The 21385-nt window shown below is 52.0% G+C and carries 19 protein-coding genes, 2 tRNA genes, 1 rRNA gene and 3 pseudogenes; 17 read left to right on the top strand and 8 right to left on the bottom strand.

Going from position 1 to position 21385, the window contains the following annotated elements; all coding sequences use genetic code 11:
- Nucleotides 1-71: 71 nt before the first annotated feature.
- A 5S ribosomal RNA gene (gene rrf / locus EHN07_RS17585) occupies nt 72-187 on the top strand.
- Nucleotides 188-375: 188 nt separating this feature from the next.
- A tRNA-Asp gene (locus tag EHN07_RS17580) sits at nt 376-452 on the top strand.
- A gap of 160 nt (nt 453-612) precedes the next feature.
- Here the strand turns inward: EHN07_RS17580 and yafC are convergent.
- Nucleotides 613-1524, bottom strand: coding sequence for a DNA-binding transcriptional regulator YafC (gene yafC / locus EHN07_RS17575; protein ID WP_124025327.1), 912 nt, complete (start codon nt 1522-1524; stop codon nt 613-615).
- 104 nt (nt 1525-1628) lie between these two features.
- On the opposite strand from yafC, the pseudogene EHN07_RS20730 reads away from it, so the two are divergent.
- Together EHN07_RS20730 and EHN07_RS17570 are read left to right on the top strand one after the other, a co-directional pair.
- A pseudogene (locus EHN07_RS20730) lies at nt 1629-1724 on the top strand (hypothetical protein); the annotation flags it as partial.
- Between the two features lie 150 nt (nt 1725-1874).
- On the top strand, nt 1875-2678 hold the full coding sequence (locus EHN07_RS17570; RefSeq protein ID WP_124025326.1) for an endonuclease/exonuclease/phosphatase family protein: 804 nt from the start codon (nt 1875-1877) through the stop codon (nt 2676-2678).
- Between the two features lie 68 nt (nt 2679-2746).
- Here EHN07_RS17570 and mltD read toward each other — a convergent pair whose 3' ends face one another.
- Together mltD and gloB are read right to left on the bottom strand one after the other, a co-directional pair.
- Nucleotides 2747-4105 carry a murein transglycosylase D gene (gene mltD / locus EHN07_RS17565; RefSeq protein WP_124025325.1) on the bottom strand — a complete coding sequence of 453 codons (1359 nt, stop codon included), beginning with the start codon at nt 4103-4105 and terminating at the stop codon, nt 2747-2749.
- Nucleotides 4106-4177: 72 nt separating this feature from the next.
- Nucleotides 4178-4933, bottom strand: coding sequence for a hydroxyacylglutathione hydrolase (gloB, locus tag EHN07_RS17560; protein ID WP_124025324.1), 756 nt, complete (start codon nt 4931-4933; stop codon nt 4178-4180).
- 36 nt (nt 4934-4969) lie between these two features.
- Between gloB and EHN07_RS17555 the strand changes: the two genes are divergently transcribed.
- Nucleotides 4970-5737, top strand: coding sequence for a methyltransferase domain-containing protein (locus EHN07_RS17555; RefSeq protein ID WP_124025323.1), 768 nt, complete (start codon nt 4970-4972; stop codon nt 5735-5737).
- On the opposite strand, the pseudogene rnhA reads toward EHN07_RS17555, so the two are convergent.
- Nucleotides 5685-6261, bottom strand: a pseudogene (gene rnhA, locus EHN07_RS17550) (ribonuclease HI). The gene EHN07_RS17555 and the pseudogene rnhA overlap by 53 nt on opposite strands.
- Here rnhA and dnaQ point away from each other — a divergent pair.
- Both dnaQ and EHN07_RS17540 read left to right on the top strand, forming a co-directional pair.
- Nucleotides 6215-6945, top strand: a pseudogene (gene dnaQ / locus EHN07_RS17545) (DNA polymerase III subunit epsilon). The pseudogenes rnhA and dnaQ overlap by 47 nt on opposite strands.
- A 134-nt stretch (nt 6946-7079) precedes the next feature.
- A tRNA-Asp gene (locus EHN07_RS17540) sits at nt 7080-7156 on the top strand.
- A 143-nt stretch (nt 7157-7299) separates the two neighbouring features.
- Here the strand turns inward: EHN07_RS17540 and hpxZ are convergent.
- The 3 genes from hpxZ to fadE form a co-directional block, all read right to left on the bottom strand.
- Nucleotides 7300-7683 carry an oxalurate catabolism protein HpxZ gene (gene hpxZ, locus EHN07_RS17535; RefSeq protein ID WP_124025321.1) on the bottom strand — a complete coding sequence of 128 codons (384 nt, stop codon included), beginning with the start codon at nt 7681-7683 and terminating at the stop codon, nt 7300-7302.
- A gap of 253 nt (nt 7684-7936) precedes the next feature.
- Nucleotides 7937-8704: an amidohydrolase gene (locus tag EHN07_RS17530; protein WP_124025332.1), complete on the bottom strand. Its 768-nt coding sequence runs from the start codon at nt 8702-8704 to the stop codon at nt 7937-7939.
- 109 nt (nt 8705-8813) lie between these two features.
- Nucleotides 8814-11258 (bottom strand): acyl-CoA dehydrogenase FadE, encoded by a 2445-nt coding sequence (fadE, locus tag EHN07_RS17525; protein ID WP_124025320.1) that lies wholly within the window; start codon nt 11256-11258, stop codon nt 8814-8816.
- Between the two features lie 213 nt (nt 11259-11471).
- Between fadE and lpcA the strand changes: the two genes are divergently transcribed.
- Both lpcA and EHN07_RS17515 read left to right on the top strand, forming a co-directional pair.
- Nucleotides 11472-12053: a D-sedoheptulose 7-phosphate isomerase gene (gene lpcA, locus EHN07_RS17520; RefSeq protein ID WP_124025331.1), complete on the top strand. Its 582-nt coding sequence runs from the start codon at nt 11472-11474 to the stop codon at nt 12051-12053.
- A 69-nt stretch (nt 12054-12122) separates the two neighbouring features.
- The gene (locus EHN07_RS17515; RefSeq protein WP_124025319.1) at nt 12123-12890 is read left to right on the top strand and encodes a class II glutamine amidotransferase; all 768 of its coding nucleotides are present in this window, start codon (nt 12123-12125) and stop codon (nt 12888-12890) included.
- On the opposite strand, the gene dpaA is transcribed toward EHN07_RS17515, so the two are convergent.
- Nucleotides 12861-13598 carry a peptidoglycan meso-diaminopimelic acid protein amidase gene (dpaA, locus tag EHN07_RS17510; RefSeq protein WP_124025318.1) on the bottom strand — a complete coding sequence of 246 codons (738 nt, stop codon included), beginning with the start codon at nt 13596-13598 and terminating at the stop codon, nt 12861-12863. The genes EHN07_RS17515 and dpaA overlap by 30 nt on opposite strands.
- A gap of 483 nt (nt 13599-14081) precedes the next feature.
- On the opposite strand from dpaA, the gene EHN07_RS17505 reads away from it, so the two are divergent.
- From EHN07_RS17505 to dinB, 8 genes are all read left to right on the top strand, one after another.
- Nucleotides 14082-15425 carry a Na(+)-translocating NADH-quinone reductase subunit A gene (locus EHN07_RS17505; protein ID WP_124025317.1) on the top strand — a complete coding sequence of 448 codons (1344 nt, stop codon included), beginning with the start codon at nt 14082-14084 and terminating at the stop codon, nt 15423-15425.
- A gap of 3 nt (nt 15426-15428) precedes the next feature.
- Nucleotides 15429-16667, top strand: a complete 1239-nt coding sequence (locus EHN07_RS17500) for an NADH:ubiquinone reductase (Na(+)-transporting) subunit B (protein ID WP_124025316.1) — start codon at nt 15429-15431, stop codon at nt 16665-16667.
- Nucleotides 16660-17454, top strand: coding sequence for a Na(+)-translocating NADH-quinone reductase subunit C (locus tag EHN07_RS17495; protein ID WP_124025315.1), 795 nt, complete (start codon nt 16660-16662; stop codon nt 17452-17454). The genes EHN07_RS17500 and EHN07_RS17495 overlap by 8 nt, the downstream gene beginning before the upstream one ends.
- Complete coding sequence (locus tag EHN07_RS17490) at nt 17447-18085, top strand: NADH:ubiquinone reductase (Na(+)-transporting) subunit D (protein ID WP_167467333.1); 639 nt, start codon at nt 17447-17449, stop codon at nt 18083-18085. Before EHN07_RS17495 ends, EHN07_RS17490 begins: the two co-directional genes overlap by 8 nt.
- Before the next feature lie 6 nt (nt 18086-18091).
- The gene (nqrE, locus tag EHN07_RS17485; RefSeq protein ID WP_124025314.1) at nt 18092-18688 is read left to right on the top strand and encodes an NADH:ubiquinone reductase (Na(+)-transporting) subunit E; all 597 of its coding nucleotides are present in this window, start codon (nt 18092-18094) and stop codon (nt 18686-18688) included.
- Nucleotides 18689-18700: 12 nt separating this feature from the next.
- Entirely contained in the window at nt 18701-19924 is a 1224-nt protein-coding gene (gene nqrF, locus EHN07_RS17480) for an NADH:ubiquinone reductase (Na(+)-transporting) subunit F (RefSeq protein WP_124025313.1), read from the top strand.
- An 11-nt stretch (nt 19925-19935) separates the two neighbouring features.
- Nucleotides 19936-20160 carry a (Na+)-NQR maturation NqrM gene (gene nqrM / locus EHN07_RS17475; RefSeq protein ID WP_124025312.1) on the top strand — a complete coding sequence of 75 codons (225 nt, stop codon included), beginning with the start codon at nt 19936-19938 and terminating at the stop codon, nt 20158-20160.
- A 113-nt stretch (nt 20161-20273) separates the two neighbouring features.
- Nucleotides 20274-21329 (top strand): DNA polymerase IV, encoded by a 1056-nt coding sequence (dinB, locus tag EHN07_RS17470; RefSeq protein ID WP_124025311.1) that lies wholly within the window; start codon nt 20274-20276, stop codon nt 21327-21329.
- The last annotated feature ends 56 nt before the right edge of the window (nt 21330-21385 follow it).

The following is a 21385-nucleotide window of genomic DNA, read 5'->3' as shown; positions in this document are numbered from 1 at the left end:
TTTTCAGCCTGAACCGAGATTTTAAGTCGATGGTTACAGATAACCTGTAACGGTTGATGAAACAGAATATGCCTGGCGGCACTAGCGCGGTGGTCCCACCTGACCCCATGCCGAACTCAGAAGTGAAACGCCGTAGCGCCGATGGTAGTGTGGGGTCTCCCCATGCGAGAGTAGGGAACTGCCAGGCTCTAAATTAAAGTTGTATCCTGGTGATACGGGGCAGTTCTCTACTCTCAGAGAGTAGGACAGGCGAAGCCTGAACGTTGCGAAGCAACAGCCCGTAGGGTGAACGAAGTTCATCAACTGCCAGGCTCCAAATTCAAAGCAGTAAGAGCCAGAATGTGACATCTGGTGGTAACAAGAAAGAAATTCGGTGGAGCGGTAGTTCAGTCGGTTAGAATACCTGCCTGTCACGCAGGGGGTCGCGGGTTCGAGTCCCGTCCGTTCCGCCACTTATTTAAGCCCTGAGTCTTTTAGACTCAGGGCTTTTTGCTGTCTGAAATTTGCAAAATATCTCTATTGCTACAGGTGTAGATTCTTCTATTAGAGGCATAAGTTATGCTGGCTGTCGCTTAGCGGGTTAGCCCGGAGAGTCTGACTCCAGGATAGGGTTCATTTTCCTTGCAGCCCCTGCGAGGTCTGTTGCACATATTCGCTCAGGAAATCAATAAATGCCCTGATGCGGCTACTGACGGCTCTATCGCTGTAGTACACCGCGCTGAAAGGCATTTCCACCGGCAGCAGTCTGTCTGTCAGCAATTCCACAAACTTCCCTTCAGCTATTTCTTTATTAATCATATAGTCAGACAAACAGGCAATGCCATTGCCGGCCAGGCATAGCTGCTTGAGGGTTTCACCGCTATTCGAGGTGATTCCCGCCGTAATGTCATAGCGCAGCCCGTCAGCCTGGGCTACTGGCCACTTATTCAGACTCTCCGTCTCTGAGAAACCCAGGCAAAGATGATCCTGAAGATCCTCTGCCTGCTGCGGCATACCGTAACGTGCTAAATATTCCGGGGAGGCGATAATTTTACGTTGGCTGGTAAAAAGCGGCCTCGCCCGCAGCGTTGAATCAGTCAGAGTGCCCGCACGAATGGCTACATCCACTTTACGCTCAATCAGGTTAATGAAGGTCTCCGAGGAGACGAGAGATAGCGTTATTTCCGGGTAGCGCTCGCGAAAGGGGTTAATTAGCGGTATTAAAAGGTGCAACATAACAGGGGTGGCGGCATCTATACGCAATAAGCCACGCGGGCTTTGCTGCGTCTCCATCAGCTCATTTTCCGCTGCCGCCATCTGCTGCAAAATTTGCTGTACACGGCGGAAATAGCGTTCACCTTCCTCGGTGAGACTCAGCTGGCGTGTGGTGCGATTAAGCAGCGTAACACCCAACTTCATTTCTAGTTTCTTCACCGAGCGGCTAACTGCGGAATTAGCCAGTTCAAGTTGTATCGCCGCACGGCTAAAACTTCCACTTTCTACCACGGCGACAAAGATCGCCAGTTCTTCCGAGGACGCCTTCATTGTTGCTCCTGAAGCAAAATTGTATTGATATTTTACCTTTTTTTGTTATTTAACCATCGTGCCATACTGGGTGTCATCAAAAGACATCTGGTATAGAGTAAATCATGTCTCTGGCGCTCTGGGCACTGACTATCATTGCATTCGCAATCGGTACCGCCAAATTTGTTATTGTTGGGCTGGTACCCACCATTGCCGATCAACCCTATCAGCACAAGGTTGCTAGCAGGGACTTACGGTTTGGTTCGGTAATGGTTTGAATTGGTCGTTGAAACTCGGCAGCAAAGCCCCTATAACTGAAAGATAGCCTTCGATCTGGAGGCTTCTTCAGGTTAGAGGTCATCAGTAGAAACGTGCGCAAAAATACTTATGCCATGAGATATGTTGCCGGTCAGCCAGTAGAACGCATTCTGCCTCCTGGCTCGTTTGCCACTATTGGCCAGGCATTGCCGCCCGGAGAACCTTTACCCAGTGAAGCTTCTTTAAAAGTACTAGTGTGGAATATTTTCAAGCAGCAGCGTGCCGAATGGCTTTCAGTGCTGCAAAACTTCGGTAAAGATGCCCATCTTGTGCTGTTACAGGAGGCGCAAACGACTCCCGAGCTGGTCAGGTTTGCCACCAGCAATTATCTGGCTGCCGACCAGGTGCCGGCATTTGTGCTGCCTCAGCACCCATCAGGGGTGATGACGCTTTCTGCTGCGCATCCTGTTTACTGTTGCCCCTTACGCGAACGTGAGCCCATTTTACGCCTGTCTAAATCTGCATTAGTAACGGTTTACCCGTTGCCTGATGGACGCTTGCTGATGGTGGTTAATATCCATGCGGTGAATTTCAGTCTTGGCGTCGATGTTTACAGTAAGCAGCTCGGGCCGATTGGCGATCAAATCGGTCACCATACCGGGCCCATTATTATGGCGGGTGATTTTAATGCGTGGAGTCGTCCGAGGATGAATGCGCTATACCGCTTCGCGCGTGAGATGGCTTTGCGTGAAGTCCGTTTTACTGACGACCATCGCCGTCGCGCTTTTGGTCGCCCACTTGATTTTGTATTTTACCGCGGCTTAAACGTGACGGAAGCCTCTGTGCTGGTGACTCGCGCCTCCGATCACAACCCTCTGCTTGTCGAGTTCTGTCCCGGCAAACCTGAGCTAAAGTAAGAGATCTAATGCTGTGAAACAGAAACAAAAAAGGCACCCGAAAAGGTGCCTTTTTCTTTGATTAACAATCAGGTATCAGGTGTAGAGTTGTTGCTTACGAACAGCGTCAACCGATCGCCTGGTTTCAGATTGTCCGTATCATCGTTCCAGCGCAGAACATCCTTGATGTTCACACCGTGACGTTTTGCGATACTCGACAAGGAGTCACCCTTACGCACCTTATAAGTGATGCTATCGTTATTAGCTAAACGCTGTGCGTCATTTTTAACGCTAAGAGTTTGGCCGACTTTAATGTGTGCGCCGCGGATACCGTTCCAGCTCTGCAAATCTTTGGTGCTTACGCCTAAGCGCGATGCAATGCTCGATAAGGTATCACCTGAACGAACACGATAAGATTTACTGCCACCGATGGAGACGCTGTTATCAGCGACCATGCTCGGTTGCACAGCTGCAATTTCACCCGCAGCCAAAGAGGCTTTTAGCCGTTCGGCATGCTTTTTAGGCACCATCACATAACGCTGATTGTTACCCACAGTCGAAGTTTTCACCCCGGCGTTGAAGGTTTTCAGCGTGCTTAGTGGCATCCCCGCCATTTCCGCAACCTGAGCAAGCCTGACCGGATCGCTCACTTCCACACGCGCTAACGCACGGCTTTCGTCGGTGGTCGGTAAGCGTACCCCATACTTTTTGCTGTGTTTGAGAATATCACTCAACGCCAGCATTTTTGGCACATAAATTTTGGTTTCCCGTGGCAGTGAAAGCGACCAAAAATCCGTAGGTAAGCCACGAGCTTTATTCGCTTTCATTGCCTTCAGTACACGACCTTCGCCGCTGTTGTACGCCGCCACGGTTAACAACCAGTCGCCGTCAAACATCTTGTTCAGACGCTGCATCATATCGAGTGCGGCAGTGGTGGAAGCCACTACATCACGACGTGCATCGTATGATTTGGTCTGCTTTAAACCATAATTACGCCCCGTGCTTGGTACAATCTGCCAGATGCCAGCGGCATTCGCAGAAGAGGTAGCGTGGGGGTCAAAAGCGCTCTCCACTATGGGTAGCAGTACCAGTTCCATTGGCAGGTTACGTTTCTTAACTTGCCCGGCAATCCAGTACATATACGGCTCTGCCCGTAATGTTACATCGTGGAGATAGCTCTTATTCTTCAGGTACTTCTGTTTCTGTTCGCGGATCCGGGTATTCTCCGGTATCCCCATCTTTAGCTCGTCGCCAATGAAGTTCCACAAGTTCTGGTTATCTGCGAGGTATGTCCCATCGTCCATCCATCGCGAACCCGTGTACTTTCCTGCTTCATCTTGACCCGCTGCAGACAGACTCTGTGCGTGCTGTTGGATGTTGCCGTCATGCCTTGACGCCTGGCACCCCACAAGCAGGACAGAGGCGAGTAATATCGCTTTTGCCTTCATGTGTGTGTGTCAATCGTTGCTTAAAAGACGAGCAAGAATACCTTCCGCTTTCCTGCAACACAACCAGAATATTCAGAAAGCATCTTTCTTTGCCCTTAACCAGGCGAATATTTGCTGTGGTTGTTGCAAGTTTGCCTCTCTGCTGGCTTTTTCTTTTAAATCAATATCATCGGTTCTGAGAAATAAATTTATTTCGCGCTCATTTTGCAGGGAACTCGGTAAGGTTGAGTGGTTTTTTGCACGTAACTCCTTAACTTTTCGACAGTATCGGTTTAATGCGTCATCGCCGGGAAGAATAGATAAGGAAAATTTTATATTTGAAAGCGTGTACTCGTGCGCACAGCAAATCAATGTTTCAGCGGGTAGTTGATTAAGTTTTTGAAAGGATTGATACATATCTTGTGCAGTACCTTCAAAAAGCCTGCCGCAGCCGCCGGAAAACATTGTATCGCCGCAAAAAAGATAAGGGGCACTATAGAAACAGAGATGTCCTGAAGTGTGACCGGGTGTAGCAATTACGCTAAATTCATACTTTAAAATATTGACCGTATCACCTTCTCTGACTACCCGGTTCGTTCCCTTATCTTGCGTCTCTTCGGGACCGTATACCACAAGGCCCGGGTACTTTTTGACAAGTTCTTTTACGCCGCCAACATGGTCGTGGTGGTGGTGCGTCAGTAAAATGGCTTCTGGCTGCCAGTGATTCTCATCAAGCGCTTTTAACACCGGATAAGCCTCACCCGGGTCAACGATGATGCATTTACCCTGTTCATTATTGAGAACCCAGATGTAGTTGTCCTGCAATGCGGAAATACTGTTAAGATTCATAATTCAACCTCTTTGAATTGCGCTAAGTAGGTAGTGATGAAACCGGCAAGGATACCTGAATATTTCAGTTCACCGCATCACTGGGGAGAGCTGCCCTGGGGCGAGTACTACCGTGAGGCGCTGGAAACACAGCTTCAGCCATGGCTTGCGAAGATGTTTGGTTTCCATCTGCTGAAGATTGGTCATTTAAGCACTGAAATTAACACGGAAGCCTGCGCTATTTCACATCAGGTTAATGTTGCTCTACAAGGCGAACGGCTGCAGGTGAATGCCGATCCGCTACATTTGCCTTTTGCGGCTAAATCCGTCGATGCCTGTATGCTGGCTCATACCTTACCCTGGTGCCAGGATCCTCATGGGCTACTGCGCGAAGCCGATCGGGTGTTGATCGATGATGGATGGTTAATGCTCAGCAGCTTTAACCCGGTGAGCTTGTTGGGCCTGGGCAAAGCCGTGCCATTTGTCCGTAAGCGGATGCCCTATCATTGTCGGATGTTCACGCCGATGAGGCTGGCTGACTGGCTGGCGCTGCTCAATTTTGAAGTGATGCACCAGCGCAGTTTCCAGGTTTTACCCTGGAGTAAACAAGGTGGCAAACTGCTCAGCGCTCACCTTCCGGCATTGGGATGTATGCATGTGATTGTGGCGCGTAAGCGGACTTTGCCACTTACGCTTAACCCCATGAAAAGCCGCAAAGCAAAAACGCCCATTCGTTCAGCGGTGGGCGCAACCCGGCAGTTTCGTGAAACGACTAAAGCGTCGTCGTCTCCGGCTGATAGCCCACATCCTCGCGAGTTGGATTAGAGGCCGCCTCGCGGGCGAGAACATCACAGCGTTCGTTCTCAGGGTGACCGGCATGGCCTTTCACCCATTCCCAACTGATTTTATGCTCGCTTAATGCGGCGTCCAGGCGCTGCCATAAATCGACATTCTTGACCGGTTTTTTATCGGCCGTTTTCCAGCCGCGTTTTTTCCAGTTATGAATCCACTGGGTAATTCCCTGACGCACGTACTGGCTGTCGGTGCTTAGTACCACATCGCAATGTTCAACCAGCGCTTCAAGCGCCACGATTGCCGCCATCAACTCCATACGGTTGTTGGTGGTTAAGCGAAAGCCTTCGCTAAAAGTTTTTTCGTGCTGTTTATAGCGTAAAATAGCCCCATACCCACCCGGCCCCGGGTTACCGAGGCATGAACCATCGGTGAAAATTTCTACCTGTTTGCGCATCTCTGGTAGACTTCCTGTGATTAAAAAAACCAAGTCTGACATAAACGAGCGCCATGAGCACAGCAATTACACGACAGATCGTCCTCGATACAGAAACCACCGGTATGAACCAGATCGGTGCTCACTACGAAGGGCACCGTATTATTGAAATTGGCGCGGTTGAAGTGATCAACCGCCGCCTGACGGGGAATAACTTCCATGTCTACTTAAAGCCTGATCGGCTGGTGGACCCGGAAGCGTTCGGCGTGCATGGCATTGCCGATGAGTTTCTGGCAGATAAACCCACCTTTGATCAGGTTGCCGACTCGTTTATGGATTACATCCGTGGCGCAGAGCTGGTTATCCATAACGCATCGTTTGATATCGGGTTTATGGACTATGAGTTCGGCAAACTCAAACGCGATATCCCAAAACCAATACCTTCTGCAAAGTTACCGACAGCCTGGCGCTCGCCCGTAAGATGTTCCCGGGCAAGCGTAACAGCCTTGATGCGTTATGCTCGCGTTACGAAATAGACAATAGCAAGCGTACGCTGCACGGCGCACTGCTCGATGCCCAAATCCTGGCCGACGTCTATTTAATGATGACCGGCGGGCAAACGTCGCTGAAGTTTGCCATGGAAGGGGACGTGCAGCAGCGCAGTGGGAATAACGGGATTGAGCGTGTTGTGCGCCGCAGTTCCGGTATCCGCGTTATTCGTGCCAGCGAAGCCGAGCTGGAGGCGCATGAATCGCGGCTCGACCTGGTGGAAAAAAAGGGCGGAAGTTGTCTGTGGCGGATGTAAAAACAGCGTTGATGGAGTAAAAATCACCACTCCGGTGAAATTAACGGCAAACGATTAGTTTTATAAGAAAAAACGTTGACGCTCACCGGAGCTATCCGTATTATCTGCCTCGTTCCCGACGGGGAACAAAACGCGGAGCGGTAGTTCAGTCGGTTAGAATACCTGCCTGTCACGCAGGGGGTCGCGGGTTCGAGTCCCGTCCGTTCCGCCACAATTAGAAAGCCTGAATCAGCAATGATTCAGGCTTTCGTCGTTTTACTCCTTCGAAACCCCAGCTTGTTCGCTATATCCCACATCACAGTGACTTTTTCAGCATGCGCCAGCCAGCGCTAGCGGCCAACACGCCCATAATCTTTAACCGATCAAACTGATGTGTGCGGCGACTATGCGCCAGCCGTAAGGAAATTTGACCCAGGTTTGCATCTGGCGGCCAATCTTACCGCTGCCTTCGCCGGTAAATTCCGTGCTGGCTACCGCCATGTCATCACCGTAAGTGGTGATAGTGGTATTTTGCAAAAGGCGCTCTGATCCTGGTGAAGAGCGGGTATTTCTGAAGGCTCTAATTTCATCAATGCCATACAGATTCTCACTGATGCCGTAACGCACGGTGCGCGGATCGGACCAGAATAACTCATCCAGTACCGCAACATCGTTGTTGATTAACGCCTGCTCGTAGCGGTAAAAAGCGGCACTCACCTCATTGACGATTGCCGGGCGATCGATATTGTCTCGCATCATAATATTTACCTTACCTGGTGGTTTCCCTGCCAGCATACCCTGTATTTCAGGCAGATGAGTGGCCCGGGGAAAGAATCAACAACCCGATACTGGCTTTCATGGGCAGATCGGCTCCGTTCATACGCATAGTTTGCTGGTCAATTAGTGTGGCATTGCACGGGGTGTGGAGGCGATAAGCAGATCATATTTTTTATCTGCTGCCGTTTTTAATCTCCCCTGGCGGTGGACGACGCACAGGGGAAGGCGGGGGAAGTTACAAACTAAAAGGGTCGGCATCCTGCCAGGCGGGGAACTTGTCACGATATTCCTGTAACGCAATCAGTGACAAATCAGCGTCAAGACGCATTGCCTGATGGGCTTCGCCATTCGCCAGAATTTCCCCCTGCGGGTTAATGATCTTACTGTCGCCACGGTAATGATGCCCGTTACCGTCAGTGCCAACGCGGTTGCAGCCAGCGACATAGGCCTGGTTTTCAATCGCCCGAGCAATCAACAAACTTTGCCAGTGCAGCGACCGTGGGGCAGGCCAGTTAGCCACATACAGCGCCAGATCGTAATCGTTGCGGTTGCGTGACCACACCGGGAAGCGCAAGTCGTAGCAAACCTGCGGCAGAATACGCCAGCCGCGCCATTCAACAATGACCCGTTCGTTGCCTGCCTGATAATGATGATGCTCATCCGCCATGCGGAACAGGTGGCGTTTATCATAGAAATGCACTTTGCCATCAGGCTGTACCAGCAGAAAACGGTTTACCGGCCCACGTTCGGTCTGGAGAGCGGCGCTTCCGGCAATCATAGCCTGAGTTTGCTGGGCTTTAAACTGCATCCAGTCAATCACTTCTTCTTCCGTAAGCGATTGTGTGGCGGCCTCCATAGCAAAACCGGTGGTGAACATTTCAGGCAGGATAATCAGGTCGCGGCCGTGAATGCTATCCAGCTGCACATCAAAATGACGCAGGTTAGCTGCGCCATCCATCCAGACTAGCGGCTGTTGCAGCAGAGTAATTTTCAAACCAGACACCATCGGAAGCCTCATGATAAGCAGTGTTGTATTTACTTTAGCATGAGTTCGCTGGCTTTTGTTGGGCAATAAAAAACCCCGCGAGCGGGGTTTTTAGAGCATAACCTGCTTATGCGGCTTCAATCTTACGATGCTTTTCCGGCACCTTTACCGGCAGGGTTGCCAGCTCCTCCGGCTCAAACTCATCGACGTTGATACTGCGCAGACGGCTGGCTTCCGCTTTGGTGAGGATCGCCGCTTCTTCCGCGTTGATTCGCCCTTCCGCCAGCCACTGCTTAGCTTGCTCATCCAGGCGGGTAAACGAGAAATTACGCCCGGTTTCTTTGCTGATGCGCAGATGAATGGGCTCAGCGGCCATGACGTCCATCAGCGCTTCTTCCAGCAGACCCGCCGGGTTGAACTCGCCTGGCGTCAGGTATTGGCCACGCCCGATACGTGAACGGGTTGCCGATGGGATCTGCATGATCTTCGCCAGTTTATGGTCCAGTTTGTCCGATGGTGCGTTGTAACGGCGGCCCAATGGGAAGATAACGACACGCAGCATGCTGGCCACAAATGCGTTCGGGAAGTTACGCAGCAGGCCGTCAATCGCTTGTTCTGCCTGATACAGCGCATCCTGCACGCCCCAGTGCACCAGCGGTAAATCTGCTTCGTGGCGGCCTTCGTCCTCGTAGCGTTTGAGCACTGAAGATGCGAGATACAGCTGGCTCAACACATCGCCCAGACGTGCGGAGATGCGTTCGCGACGCTTGAGGCTGCCGCCCAACACCGCCATTGATACGTCTGAGAGCAACGCAAGGTTAGCGCTCAGGCGGTTCATATACTGATAATAACGTTTGGTTGAATCTCTGGTCGGCGTGGCGCTGGTCAGACCGTTGGTTAAACCGAGCCACAGGCTACGCATTTTGTTGCTGCCCACGTGACCAATATGCTTAAACAGCAGCTTATCAAATGCGTTAACGTCGTTGTTTTGTGCCGCCGTCATCTCGTCGAGAACATATGGATGGCAGCGAATAGCGCCCTGGCCGAAGATAATCATGCTGCGGGTCAGGATATTGGCGCCTTCAACGGTGATTGCGATAGGCGCACCCTGATAGGCACGGGCCACAAAGTTTGAATTACCCAGCATAATGCCTTTGCCGCCGACGATATCCATCGCATCCAAAATGGCGCGCTGGCCGCGGTGGGTACAGTGGTACTTCACGATAGCCGACAGAACCGCCGGTTTTTCACCGAGCATAATCCCATACGTAACAAGTGAAGCCGCTGCATCCATCACGTATGCGTTACCGGCAATACGCGCCAGTGGTTCTTCAATCCCTTCCATTTTACCGATAGAGATCCTGAACTGGCGGCGGATGTGGGCATAAGCGCCGGTTGCCATAGCAACCGATTTCAATCCGCCGGTTGAGTTGGACGGCAGAGTAATGCCACGGCCAACGGAGAGACATTCAACCAGCATACGCCAGCCCTGACCGGCCATTTTCGGCCCGCCAATGATGTAATCGATCGGGACGAAAATATCTTTACCGCGGGTTGGGCCGTTCTGGAACGGTACGTTGAGCGGGAAGTGGCGTTTGCCAATTTCCACCCCCGGGGTATGCGTTGGGATCAACGCGCAGGTAATACCGGGATCTTCTTCATCGCCCAGCAAATGGTCCGGGTCGGAGAGTTTAAATGCCAGACCCAGAACGGTGGCGATAGGCGCCAGCGTAATATAGCGCTTGTTCCAGGTCAGACGCATACCGAGAACCTGCTGGCCCTGCCATTCGCCCATGCAGACTACGCCGGTATCTGGGATCGCGCCTGCATCGGAACCTGCTTCCGGGCTGGTCAAGGCAAAGCATGGGATCTCTTGCCCGCGCGCCAGGCGCGGCAGGTAATAATCTTTCTGCTCTTCGGTACCGTAATGTTGCAGCAGTTCACCCGGGCCTAATGAGTTAGGTACGCCGACGGTTATCGCCAGGATCCCGGAAACACCAGACAATTTTTGCAGCACGCGAGCTTGCGCATAAGCGGAAAACTCCAGCCCACCGTACTCTTTTTTGATGATCATCGCGAAGAAGCGATGTTCTTTTAAATAGGCCCACAGCTCTGGCGGTAAATCGGCCATTTCGTGGGTGATCTGGAAGTCATTCGCCATACGGCAGGCTTCCTCAACCGGGCCGTCGATAAAGGCTTGCTCTTCTTCAGTCAGCTTTGGCTGCGGGTAGTTATGCAGTTTTTCCCAGTCAGGCTTACCGCGGAACAGGTCGCCTTCCCACCAGGTGGTACCGGCGTCGATAGCCTCTTTTTCGGTGCGCGACATGGGCGGCATGACTTTGCGGAAGCTACGGAAGACCGGGGCGGAAATCAGCGATTTACGTATTGGCGTGAAGACAAACGGCACCATCATAATCGCCAGCGGGACCAATACCCAGATTGACCAGATTCCGACGAAACCAAGCGCTGCCGCCCACGCCAGCAGAATGGCGCTACTGAGCAGTAAATTGACCTGGTGATAGAAAAGCACACCGAGGAGCACAACGGTTGCGACAATACTCAAAATTAACATAAAGGAAACTCCCTTGCTTGTAGGAGGTCTGACCACTTAGATGTATTGGTTTTAGTTTATGTGCTTTTCTTTAGCAATGTATTCACAAAATAATTACAACCTCGCTCACATTGTTAGCGCACAAAACGGCAAATGCAGGAGGATATGGCGATTCTCGCGCTATCCGGTAAACTGCCGGGGTTAATCAATCGAAAACTGCTCAAGGACATCCTCATGTACCAGGATCTTATTCGTAATGAATTGAATGAAGCAGCCGACACCCTGGCTAACTTCCTGAAAGATGACGCGAACATTCACGCTATTCAGCGTGCAGCCGTGCTGTTAGCGGATAGCTTCAAAGCCGGCGGTAAAGTGTTGTCCTGCGGCAACGGCGGTTCGCATTGCGACGCCATGCACTTTGCTGAAGAGTTGACCGGGCGCTATCGCGAAAACCGTCCGGGCTACCCGGCCATTGCGATTTCTGACGTCAGCCACATTTCTTGCGTGAGCAACGATTTCGGCTACGACTACATCTTCTCCCGTTACCTGGAAGCGGTAGGGCGTGAGGGCGATGTGTTACTGGGGATTTCCACTTCAGGCAACTCCGGCAATGTGATTAAAGCGATTGAAGCCGCCCGCGCTAAAGGCATGAAAGTCATCACCCTGACCGGCAAAGACGGCGGCAAAATGGCGGGTGAGGCGGATATCGAAATTCGCGTGCCGCATTTTGGTTATGCCGATCGTATTCAGGAAATTCACATCAAAGTGATTCATATCCTGATCCAGCTTATCGAAAAAGAGATGGTTAAGGCTTAAGTTTTGCCCGACCTTGTCCCCTCTCCTTCAGGGGAGGGGGAGGGGGCTTAAAAGTCGTGGGAGGTTAATATGTGCGAACTGCTCGGGATGAGCGCCAACGTACCAACGGATATTTGCTTTAGCTTTACCGGCCTGGTGCAGCGGGGTGGGGGAACGGGGCCGCATAAAGACGGCTGGGGCATTACTTTCTATGAAGGTAAAGGTTGTCGTACATTCAAAGATCCGCAGCCGAGTTTTAATTCTCCCATCGCAAAACTGGTGCAGGATTATCCGATCAAATCCTGTTCGGTGGTCGCCCATATTCGCCAGGCGAACCGTGGAAAAGTCGCTCTTGAGAATACCCACCCTTTTACGCGTGAGTTATGGGGCCGCAACTGGACCTATGCCCACAACGGTCAGCTCAAAGGCCACCGCTCGCTGGATACCGGGCCATTTCGCCCCATTGGCGAAACGGACAGCGAACAGGCCTTTTGCTGGCTGCTCCATAAGCTGACGCAGCGTTACCCGCGCACGCCTGGCAATATGCAGGCCGTGTTCCGCTATATCACCGAACTTGCGCTGCAGCTGCGGGAAAAGGGCGTGTTCAATATGCTGTTGTCAGATGGGCGCTACGTGATGGCGTTTTGTTCCACCAACTTATACTGGATTACGCGACGGGCGCCGTTTGGCGTGGCAAAACTGCTGGACCAGGATGTGGAAATTGACTTTCAGCAAGAGACCACGCTTAACGATGTGGTCACGGTGATCGCCACTCAGCCCCTGACGGGTAATGAAGCCTGGCACAAAATTGCGCCAGGCGAGTCGGAACTATTTTGTTTCGGGGAGCGGGTAGTTTGATGCCAGCTGCGGCTGTGTCGTTGCAACAGGCGGCTTACCAATCACATAATTACCGTTGACGACTGAAACGGCAGGCGGCTGGCGATTCGCCACGAAGTAGTCATAACCCGGCTTCAGCTGTTTCCAGAAGTTGATGTAATAAGAGTACTTATGGCGCTGCATGTTGGCATCTGTCATGCGGAAGGGGTAGATGCTGACCTGTACGCCCGGCTGGCCGAAGACCAGCGCACCGGTAACAAACTGAAAAATCTCATCAATGTTGGTGTCCGTCATGGCATAGCAGCCAACCGACACGCAGGCACCATGAATCATCAGATACTGGCCTTGATAACCGTGCTGGCGATCGAACTCGTTCGGGAAGCCGATATTAATGGCTTTATAGAAACGGCTATCAGGCTTTAGCTGGCTACGGGTTACGTGATAAAAACCTTCAGGACTTTTAAAGTCACCCTGACGCTGTTTTGGCCCTAAGCCGCCGGAATAGTTGCAGATGCTATAGCTGTCGAGCAGTTGATACTGTTCGCCCATCTTCACATATAGCTCCAGCGTGCGCTCTTCCTTAAATATCTGAATATAAACAGGAGAGCCCATAAGTTGCTGCTTGAATTCTTTACTGACGGGCGTGGTTGAGGTATTGCCGCTCAGAAAGCTTGCAAACGACATACACGGCATCAGAAGCATCGCAATAACGAGTGCGATCTTACGCATACTGCTTTATTCCTTGATAAAACTTATACCAAATGCCAGGACGGCAAAAAGAGACCCGAAATCAGAATGCTCTGGATTAGGAGCGCTCACATTAGCATCGTTGCGAATTTTCGCAAGCCTGAAACGGATCCCTGGTACATATAAATAGCCGTTAAGTAATATGCCGATAAAGCGGGATCGGGTATTTTTTGCGTAACAGCTCGCATTGCTGCATATCTTTGCGCTGATTTCTGCCCCTTATAGCCGCTAATGATGGTAAAATCCCCGCCGAATGTTGACCTGCGGATATGAACGGAAACTATCCATCAGTCAGCTGCCCCGGTTATCCGGGCGGCTTATACCTCCCTCTCGCAATAGTGAATGGATGCGTTTCCTGTTTTATCCGCCTTATGTGTCGCATCGGTTGAACCCTGTTTCGACCATCCGTTGTCGGCTACAGTTTTTTGTCGGTATGTTTAAGCCAATTTTAAACGTGATAACCTTATGATAAAAATCAAAAAAGGGCTGGATTTGCCTATTGCCGGCTTGCCGGAGCAGCAAATTCATGACGGCCCGGCGATACCTTTCGTGGCCCTGCTCGGTGAAGAATACGTGGGTATGCGTCCTTCTATGCTGGTGCAGGAAGGCGACAAGGTATTGAAAGGGCAGCCTCTCTTCGAAGATAAAAAGAATCCTGGCGTGCTTTTTACCGCGCCTGCGAGTGGAACGGTAGCGGCCATTAATCGTGGTGAACGCCGCGTACTGCAATCCTTGGTGATTGAGGTGCAAAGCGATGATCAGGTGGTTTTCGAGCGTTTCACCCCTGAAAGCCTTGCCGGGCTGCCGCGTGAAACTGTCCAGGCGCAGCTGCTCTCTTCAGGCTTGTGGACTGCGCTACGTACCCGCCCGTTTAGTAAAACGCCGCAGCCCGCCAGCGTGCCTGCCGCCATTTTTGTGACGGCCATTGATACCAACCCGTTAGCTGCCGATCCGCAACCCATCATTCGTGCGCATCGCGCCATGTTTGATGCGGGATTAACGGTATTGTCCCGGCTGACCGATGGCAAAATTCACGTCTGCCAGGCGAGCGGTGGCAAGCTGGGTGGCCATTCCGTCGGGCAGATTGCTTTTAATGAATTTGCCGGTCCACATCCTGCTGGGTTAGTCGGAACGCATATTCACTTCCTGGAGCCGGTCAGCCTGCAAAAAACAGTCTGGCATCTTAACTACCAGGACGTTATTGCCATCGGCAAACTCTTCGTTGAAGGCGAACTGTGGACCGAACGCGTCATCGCGCTAGCCGGGCCGCAGGTTAACAAGCCTCGCTTGATCCGCACCCGTTTAGGGGCTTCACTCGAAGCGCTGACGGCCGGCGAACTCGCCGCGGGCGAAAATCGCATTGTTTCCGGTTCGGTACTCAGTGGAACCCATGCTGCAGGCCCGCGGGCCTGGCTTGGCCGTTTCCACCTGCAGGTCACCGTTCTGAAAGAAGGGCGTGAAAAAGAGCTGTTTGGCTGGGTGATGCCAGGGGTCGATAAATTCTCGATTACCCGCACGACAGTGGGCCACTTCCTGAAGCGTAAATTATTTAACTTCTCAACAGATACCAACGGCGGCGAGCGTTCAATGGTGCCCATTGGTAACTATGAACGGGTGATACCGTTGGATATTCTGCCAACCATGTTATTGCGCGACTTACTGGCGGGAGACACCGACAGCGCGCAGGCGCTGGGGTGCCTGGAGCTGGATGAAGAAGATTTGGCGCTTTGTACCTATGTTTGCCCTGGGAAATACGAGTATGGCCCGGTGCTACGCGAGGTGTTAACCCGCATCGAGCAGGAAGGATAAGTCATGGGCTTGAAGCATTTATTTGAAAAACTAGAGCCGCACTTTACGCAAGGCGGAAAGCTAGAAAAATATTACCCGCTCTTTGAAGCGACGGCGACGCTGTTTTATACGCCAGGCATCGTCACGCCGGGAGCCTCCCACGTTCGTGATGCCATCGATCTGAAGCGCATGATGATTCTGGTGTGGTTTGCGGTCTTCCCCGCCATGTTCTGGGGGATGTACAACGTCGGGCTGCAAACTATTCCGGCGCTGAACAAGATGTACGGCGCAGAGCAGCTCCAACAGGTGATTGCTGCTGACTGGCATTATGCCGTTGCGCAGTGGCTGGGGGTGAACTTCACGCCTGATGCCGGCTGGATAAGCATGATGACCCTGGGTGCGGTCTTCTTCCTGCCAATCTACATGACGGTATTCCTGGTCGGCGGTTTCTGGGAAGTGCTGTTTGCCATCATCCGCAAACATGAAGTTAACGAAGGTTTCTTCGTGACCTCCATCCTGTTTGCGCTGGTGGTTCCGCCGACGTTACCTCTCTGGCAAGCGGCATTGGGTATCAGTTTCGGCGTGGTGATTGCGAAAGAGATCTTCGGTGGGACAGGGCGTAACTTCCTCAACCCGGCACTGGCGGGGCGCGCGTTCCTGTTCTTCGCTTACCCTGCGCAAATCTCTGGTGATTTGGTGTGGACTGCGGCGGATGGTTTCTCCGGTGCGACTCCGCTTTCACAGTGGTCTCATGGTGGCGGCGAAGCATTAGTTAATGTTGTCACAGGCCAACCTGTCACCTGGATGGATGCTTTCCTGGGTAACATTCCGGGTTCCATTGGTGAAGTTTCCACGCTGATGATCCTGATTGGCGGTGCCATTATTCTGTTTGGCCGCGTAGCCTCCTGGCGCATTGTGGCGGGCGTTTTGCTCGGCATGATTGCCACTGCAACCTTGTTTAACTTCATTGGTTCTGCAACCAACCCGCTATTTGCGATGCCGTGGTACTGGCACCTCGTGTTGGGTGGCTTTGCTTTCGGCATGATGTTCATGGCAACCGACCCGGTTTCAGCCTCGTTTACCAATAAAGGTAAATGGTGGTACGGGGCACTCATCGGTGTGATGTGCGTCCTGATTCGCGTCGTTAACCCGGCCTATCCAGAAGGGATGATGCTGGCGATCCTGTTCGCCAACCTCTTTGCGCCATTGTTCGATTACCTGGTGGTGCAAGCCAATATCAAGCGGAGGAAGTCGCGTGGCTGAAATGAAAAGTAACGATAGCATTGGCAGAACGCTGCTGGTGGTGCTGGTGCTTTGTCTGGTGTGCTCCGTGGTGGTGGCCGGTTCAGCCGTTGGTCTGAAATCGCGTCAGCAGCAGCAAAAAGCCCTGGATAAACAGCGCAACATTCTGGACGTGGCAGGCCTTGCCACCCCAAAGATGAGCGGCGAGGCGGTGAAAACGACTTTTGAATCCCGCATTACACCGCGTTTGTTGGATCTGAAATCTGGTGAAATGCTCGATAAAGACCCGGCTAAGTTCGACCAGGCCGCCGCACTGCGTGACCCGCAGCAAAGCGTAGAGCTTGCGTCAAATGATGACCGCGCCGGGATCAAACGCCGCAGCAACATCGTGGAAATCTATCTGGTGCGTGACGAGCAAAACAAAGTGCAGGAAGTTGTCCTGCCGGTTTATGGCAAAGGTTTGTGGTCGATGATGAACGCTTTTGTCTCCCTGCAAACGGATGGCCGCACGGTGAAAGGCATCACTTACTACGATCAGGGGGAAACCCCCGGGCTTGGAGGGGAAATTGAAAACCCAACCTGGCGGGCGAAGTGGGTCGGTAAGAAATTGCTGGACGACAACGGCCAGCCAGCGCTACGCGTAGTAAAAGGCGGGGCGCGTCAGGGCGATGAATACGGGGTAGATGGTTTATCCGGCGCCACGCTTACGGCAAATGGAGTACAACACACTTTTGATTTCTGGATGGGTGAGCTTGGTTTTGGCCCTTTCCTGAAACAGGTTCGTGAAGGAGCGCTCAACAATGGCTGATATGTCAGACATGAAAGAGGTCAAGCGGGTACTGGTTAGCCCGCTGGTGGATAACAACCCTATTGCCTTGCAAATACTCGGCGTTTGTTCGGCGCTGGCGGTGACGACGAAACTGGAAACCGCGTTCGTGATGACCATCGCGGTAACAGTGGTGACCGCGTTTTCCAGCATGTTCATCTCAATGATCCGCAACCTGATCCCAAACAGTGTGCGCATCATCGTGCAGATGGCGATTATTGCTTCGCTGGTTATCGTCGTGGATCAGGTGTTGCGCGCTTATGCTTACGAGATCTCCAAGCAGCTATCGGTGTTTGTCGGTTTGATCATTACTAACTGCATCGTTATGGGGCGTGCCGAAGCCTACGCCATGAAGTCACCGCCGCTGGCGAGCTTTATGGATGGTATCGGTAACGGCCTCGGCTATGGCGTTATTCTGCTGCTGGTGGGCTTCCTGCGTGAGCTTATCGGAAGCGGCAAGCTATTTGGTATCACGGTGTTAGAAACGGTGCAGAACGGTGGCTGGTATCAGCCAAACGGGATGTTTCTGCTGGCGCCGAGTGCATTCTTTATTATCGGCCTGCTTATCTGGGCACTGCGTACGCTGAAGCCTGCGCAGCAGGAAAAGGACTAACTGACTATGGAACATATGATTAGTCTGTTTGTGCGCGCGGTGTTTATCGAAAACATGGCGCTCGCGTTCTTCCTCGGCATGTGTACTTTTCTTGCGGTTTCCAAGAAGGTATCCACGGCATTTGGCCTGGGAATTGCGGTCACCGTTGTTTTAGGGATTGCAGTACCTGCGAATAACCTGGTTTATAACCTGGTGCTTCGTGACGGCGCGCTGGTTGAGGGGGTAGATCTTAGTTTCCTCAACTTTATCACCTTCATTGGCGTGATTGCCGCCCTGGTGCAAATCCTCGAAATGATCCTCGATCGTTTCTTCCCGGCGCTCTACAACGCGCTAGGTATCTTCCTGCCGCTGATTACCGTTAACTGCGCCATCTTTGGTGGCGTGTCGTTTATGGTGCAGCGTGATTACAGCTTTGGCGAATCCATTGTTTACGGTATCGGCTCCGGCGTGGGCTGGATGCTGGCAATCGTCGCGCTGGCTGGTATTCGCGAAAAGATGAAGTATGCCAATGTGCCCGCAGGATTGCGTGGTTTGGGAATTACCTTTATCACCACTGGATTAATGGCGCTGGGCTTTATGTCATTCTCCGGTGTGCAGCTATAAGGGCGAAAAAGTATGGAAATTATTCTTGGCGTGGTGATGTTCACGCTAATTGTTCTGGCTCTGGCGCTGATGATTCTGTTTGCCAAGTCAAAGCTTGTGAACTCCGGCGATGTGCTGATTGAGATTAACAACGAGGCAGATAAACAGTTTCATGCACCGGCAGGTGACAAGCTGCTTAATACGCTGTCAAACCAGGGGATTTTTATCTCCTCAGCCTGCGGCGGCGGTGGCTCATGCGGGCAGTGCCGGGTGACGATTAAAGAAGGCAGCGGTGATATTCTGCCAACCGAGCTTTCGCATATCACCAGGCGTGAAGCGAAAGAGGGGTGCCGTCTTGCCTGTCAGGTGGCGGTTAAGCAGGATATGAAAATTGAGCTGCCGGAAGAGATCTTCGGCGTGAAAAAATGGGAATGTGAGGTTATCTCTAACGATAACAAAGCAACGTTCATTAAAGAGCTGAAGCTGCGCATTCCTGACGGCGACGTAGTGCCATTCCGTGCGGGGGGGTATATCCAGATTGAAAGCCCGCCTCACGAAGTGAACTATCAGGACTTCGACGTTCCTGAGGAGTACCGTGGCGACTGGGATAAGTTCAACCTTTTCCGCTTCAAATCAGTGGTGAAAGAGCCGTGTGTTCGTGCTTATTCCATGGCGAACTACCCGGATGAAGCCGGCATCATTATGCTGAACGTGCGTATCGCTACGCCACCGCCGAATGTGCCAGATGCGCCTCCGGGCATTATGTCCTCCTATATCTGGTCGTTGAAAGCGGGTGACAAAGTGACCATCTCCGGGCCGTTTGGTGAGTTCTTTGCCAAAGAAACGGATGCTGAAATGGTGTTTATTGGCGGTGGCGCCGGTATGGCACCAATGCGTTCACACATCTTCGATCAGCTTAAACGCCTTCACAGCACGCGTAAAATGAGCTTCTGGTACGGAGCCCGTTCTCTGCGTGAAATGTTCTATGAAGACGAGTTTGCAAAACTGGCGCAGGAAAACCCGAACTTCACGTTTAACGTGGCGCTTTCCGATCCGCAGCCTGAAGATAACTGGACGGGTTACACCGGCTTCATTCATAACGTATTGTTGGAAAACTATCTGCGCAGCCATCCGGCTCCGGAAGATTGTGAATTCTATATGTGTGGGCCGCCAATGATGAATGCTGCGGTGATCAAGATGCTGAAAGAGCTGGGCGTTGAGGATGAAAATATCATGCTCGACGACTTCGGCGGCTGACGGGAGCACCTATGCTGACGGTATTTTTAGCCACCTTCGCCATTTTTATTCTGGTGATATTCGGTATGTCGCTGGGCGTGATTGTGAAGCGCAAAACGCTTCAGGGAAGCTGCGGAGGGATTGCCGCGCTTGGCATGGAGAAAGTTTGTAATTGTCCTGAGCCATGCGATGCGCGTAAGAAACGCATCGCGAAAGCTGAGCGGCAGGCAAAACTTCAGCAAAACCGCATTTTATAAGCCTCTGAAACCTCCCGTATGCCGGGAGGTTTTTTTTACCGCGACTATAGCGACTTTCCTCTCCTGTTATTTTAACTGTATACTTATCCAGTAAACTAACGGGTGTAAAAAGTATGCGTAAAATCATTCATGTCGATATGGACTGCTTTTTTGCCGCCGTAGAGATGCGTGATAACCCGTCCTTACGGGATATCCCGTTAGCGATTGGCGGCAGCGCGCAACGGCGTGGCGTTATCAGCACCGCTAATTATCCGGCGCGAAAATTTGGCGTGCACAGCGCGATGTCGACGGCAATGGCGTTTAAATTATGCCCGCATCTGACGCTTTTACCGGGGCGTTTTGACGCATACAAAGCCGCCTCGAACCATATCCGTGAAATATTTAGCCGCTACACCACGCTTATCGAACCCCTGTCGCTGGATGAGGCCTACCTGGATGTGAGCGATAGCCTGAACTGCCACGGTTCAGCGACGCTGATGGCCAGGGAAATTCGTCAGGCCATCGCCGATGAGCTTCATCTCACTGCTTCTGCGGGTATCGCTCCGGTAAAGTTTCTTGCCAAAATCGCCTCTGACCTGAATAAGCCCAACGGGCAATATGTGATAACCCCTGATGAGATTCCCGGTTTTTTGCAAACTTTGCCGCTGGGGAAAATTCCGGGCGTGGGCAAAGTGACGGCGGGAAAGCTGGAAAGTTTAGGGCTGCGCACCTGTTATGACGTACAAAACACCGATTTAGCCTCATTACTGAAACGTTTTGGTAAGTTTGGGCGCGTGTTATGGGAACGCAGTCAGGGCATCGATGAGCGCGAAATAAACAGCGAGCGGCAGCGTAAATCAGTGGGAGTTGAGAAAACGCTGGCTGAGGATATCCATGAGTGGCAGGAGTGCGAGGCCATCATTGACTTACTCTACCCCGAGCTTGAGCGACGTCTGAAAAAGGTGAAACCCGATTTACTGATTGCCCGCCAGGGGATCAAACTCAAGTTTACTGATTTCCAGCAAACCACCCAGGAGCATGTCTGGCCGCAGCTCAATAAAGCAGATTTAATTGCCACCGCGATGAAAACGTGGGAAGAGCGTCGGGGTGGGCGAGGGGTAAGGCTGGTGGGGTTACATGTTACGTTGCTGGACCCGCAGATGGAGCGCCAGCTGGTGCTCGGGCTATAAAAAGCCAGGGAAATCAACTTATTGATTTTCAGCGGATTGCCACATGCAAATCCTCT

Origin of the sequence: Buttiauxella warmboldiae, from assembly GCF_003818135.1 — a bacterium.
Classification (GTDB): domain Bacteria; phylum Pseudomonadota; class Gammaproteobacteria; order Enterobacterales; family Enterobacteriaceae; genus Buttiauxella; species Buttiauxella warmboldiae.
This window is presented reverse-complemented; position numbering and strand designations above follow the sequence as displayed.

Coding starts and splice junctions, on each gene's coding strand:
- dpaA (WP_124025318.1), bottom strand. CDS start 13,598: ATGCGTAAGATCGCACTCGTTATTGCGATGCTTCTGATGCCGTGTATG.
- nqrE (WP_124025314.1), top strand. CDS start 18,092: ATGGAACATATGATTAGTCTGTTTGTGCGCGCGGTGTTTATCGAAAAC.
- EHN07_RS17515 (WP_124025319.1), top strand. CDS start 12,123: ATGTGCGAACTGCTCGGGATGAGCGCCAACGTACCAACGGATATTTGC.
- nqrF (WP_124025313.1), top strand. CDS start 18,701: ATGGAAATTATTCTTGGCGTGGTGATGTTCACGCTAATTGTTCTGGCT.
- hpxZ (WP_124025321.1), bottom strand. CDS start 7,683: ATGATGCGAGACAATATCGATCGCCCGGCAATCGTCAATGAGGTGAGT.
- EHN07_RS17555 (WP_124025323.1), top strand. CDS start 4,970: ATGAAACCGGCAAGGATACCTGAATATTTCAGTTCACCGCATCACTGG.
- mltD (WP_124025325.1), bottom strand. CDS start 4,105: ATGAAGGCAAAAGCGATATTACTCGCCTCTGTCCTGCTTGTGGGGTGC.
- EHN07_RS17505 (WP_124025317.1), top strand. CDS start 14,082: ATGATAAAAATCAAAAAAGGGCTGGATTTGCCTATTGCCGGCTTGCCG.
- dinB (WP_124025311.1), top strand. CDS start 20,274: ATGCGTAAAATCATTCATGTCGATATGGACTGCTTTTTTGCCGCCGTA.
- yafC (WP_124025327.1), bottom strand. CDS start 1,524: ATGAAGGCGTCCTCGGAAGAACTGGCGATCTTTGTCGCCGTGGTAGAA.
- gloB (WP_124025324.1), bottom strand. CDS start 4,933: ATGAATCTTAACAGTATTTCCGCATTGCAGGACAACTACATCTGGGTT.
- nqrM (WP_124025312.1), top strand. CDS start 19,936: ATGCTGACGGTATTTTTAGCCACCTTCGCCATTTTTATTCTGGTGATA.
- EHN07_RS17500 (WP_124025316.1), top strand. CDS start 15,429: ATGGGCTTGAAGCATTTATTTGAAAAACTAGAGCCGCACTTTACGCAA.
- lpcA (WP_124025331.1), top strand. CDS start 11,472: ATGTACCAGGATCTTATTCGTAATGAATTGAATGAAGCAGCCGACACC.
- fadE (WP_124025320.1), bottom strand. CDS start 11,258: ATGTTAATTTTGAGTATTGTCGCAACCGTTGTGCTCCTCGGTGTGCTT.
- EHN07_RS17490 (WP_167467333.1), top strand. CDS start 17,447: ATGGCTGATATGTCAGACATGAAAGAGGTCAAGCGGGTACTGGTTAGC.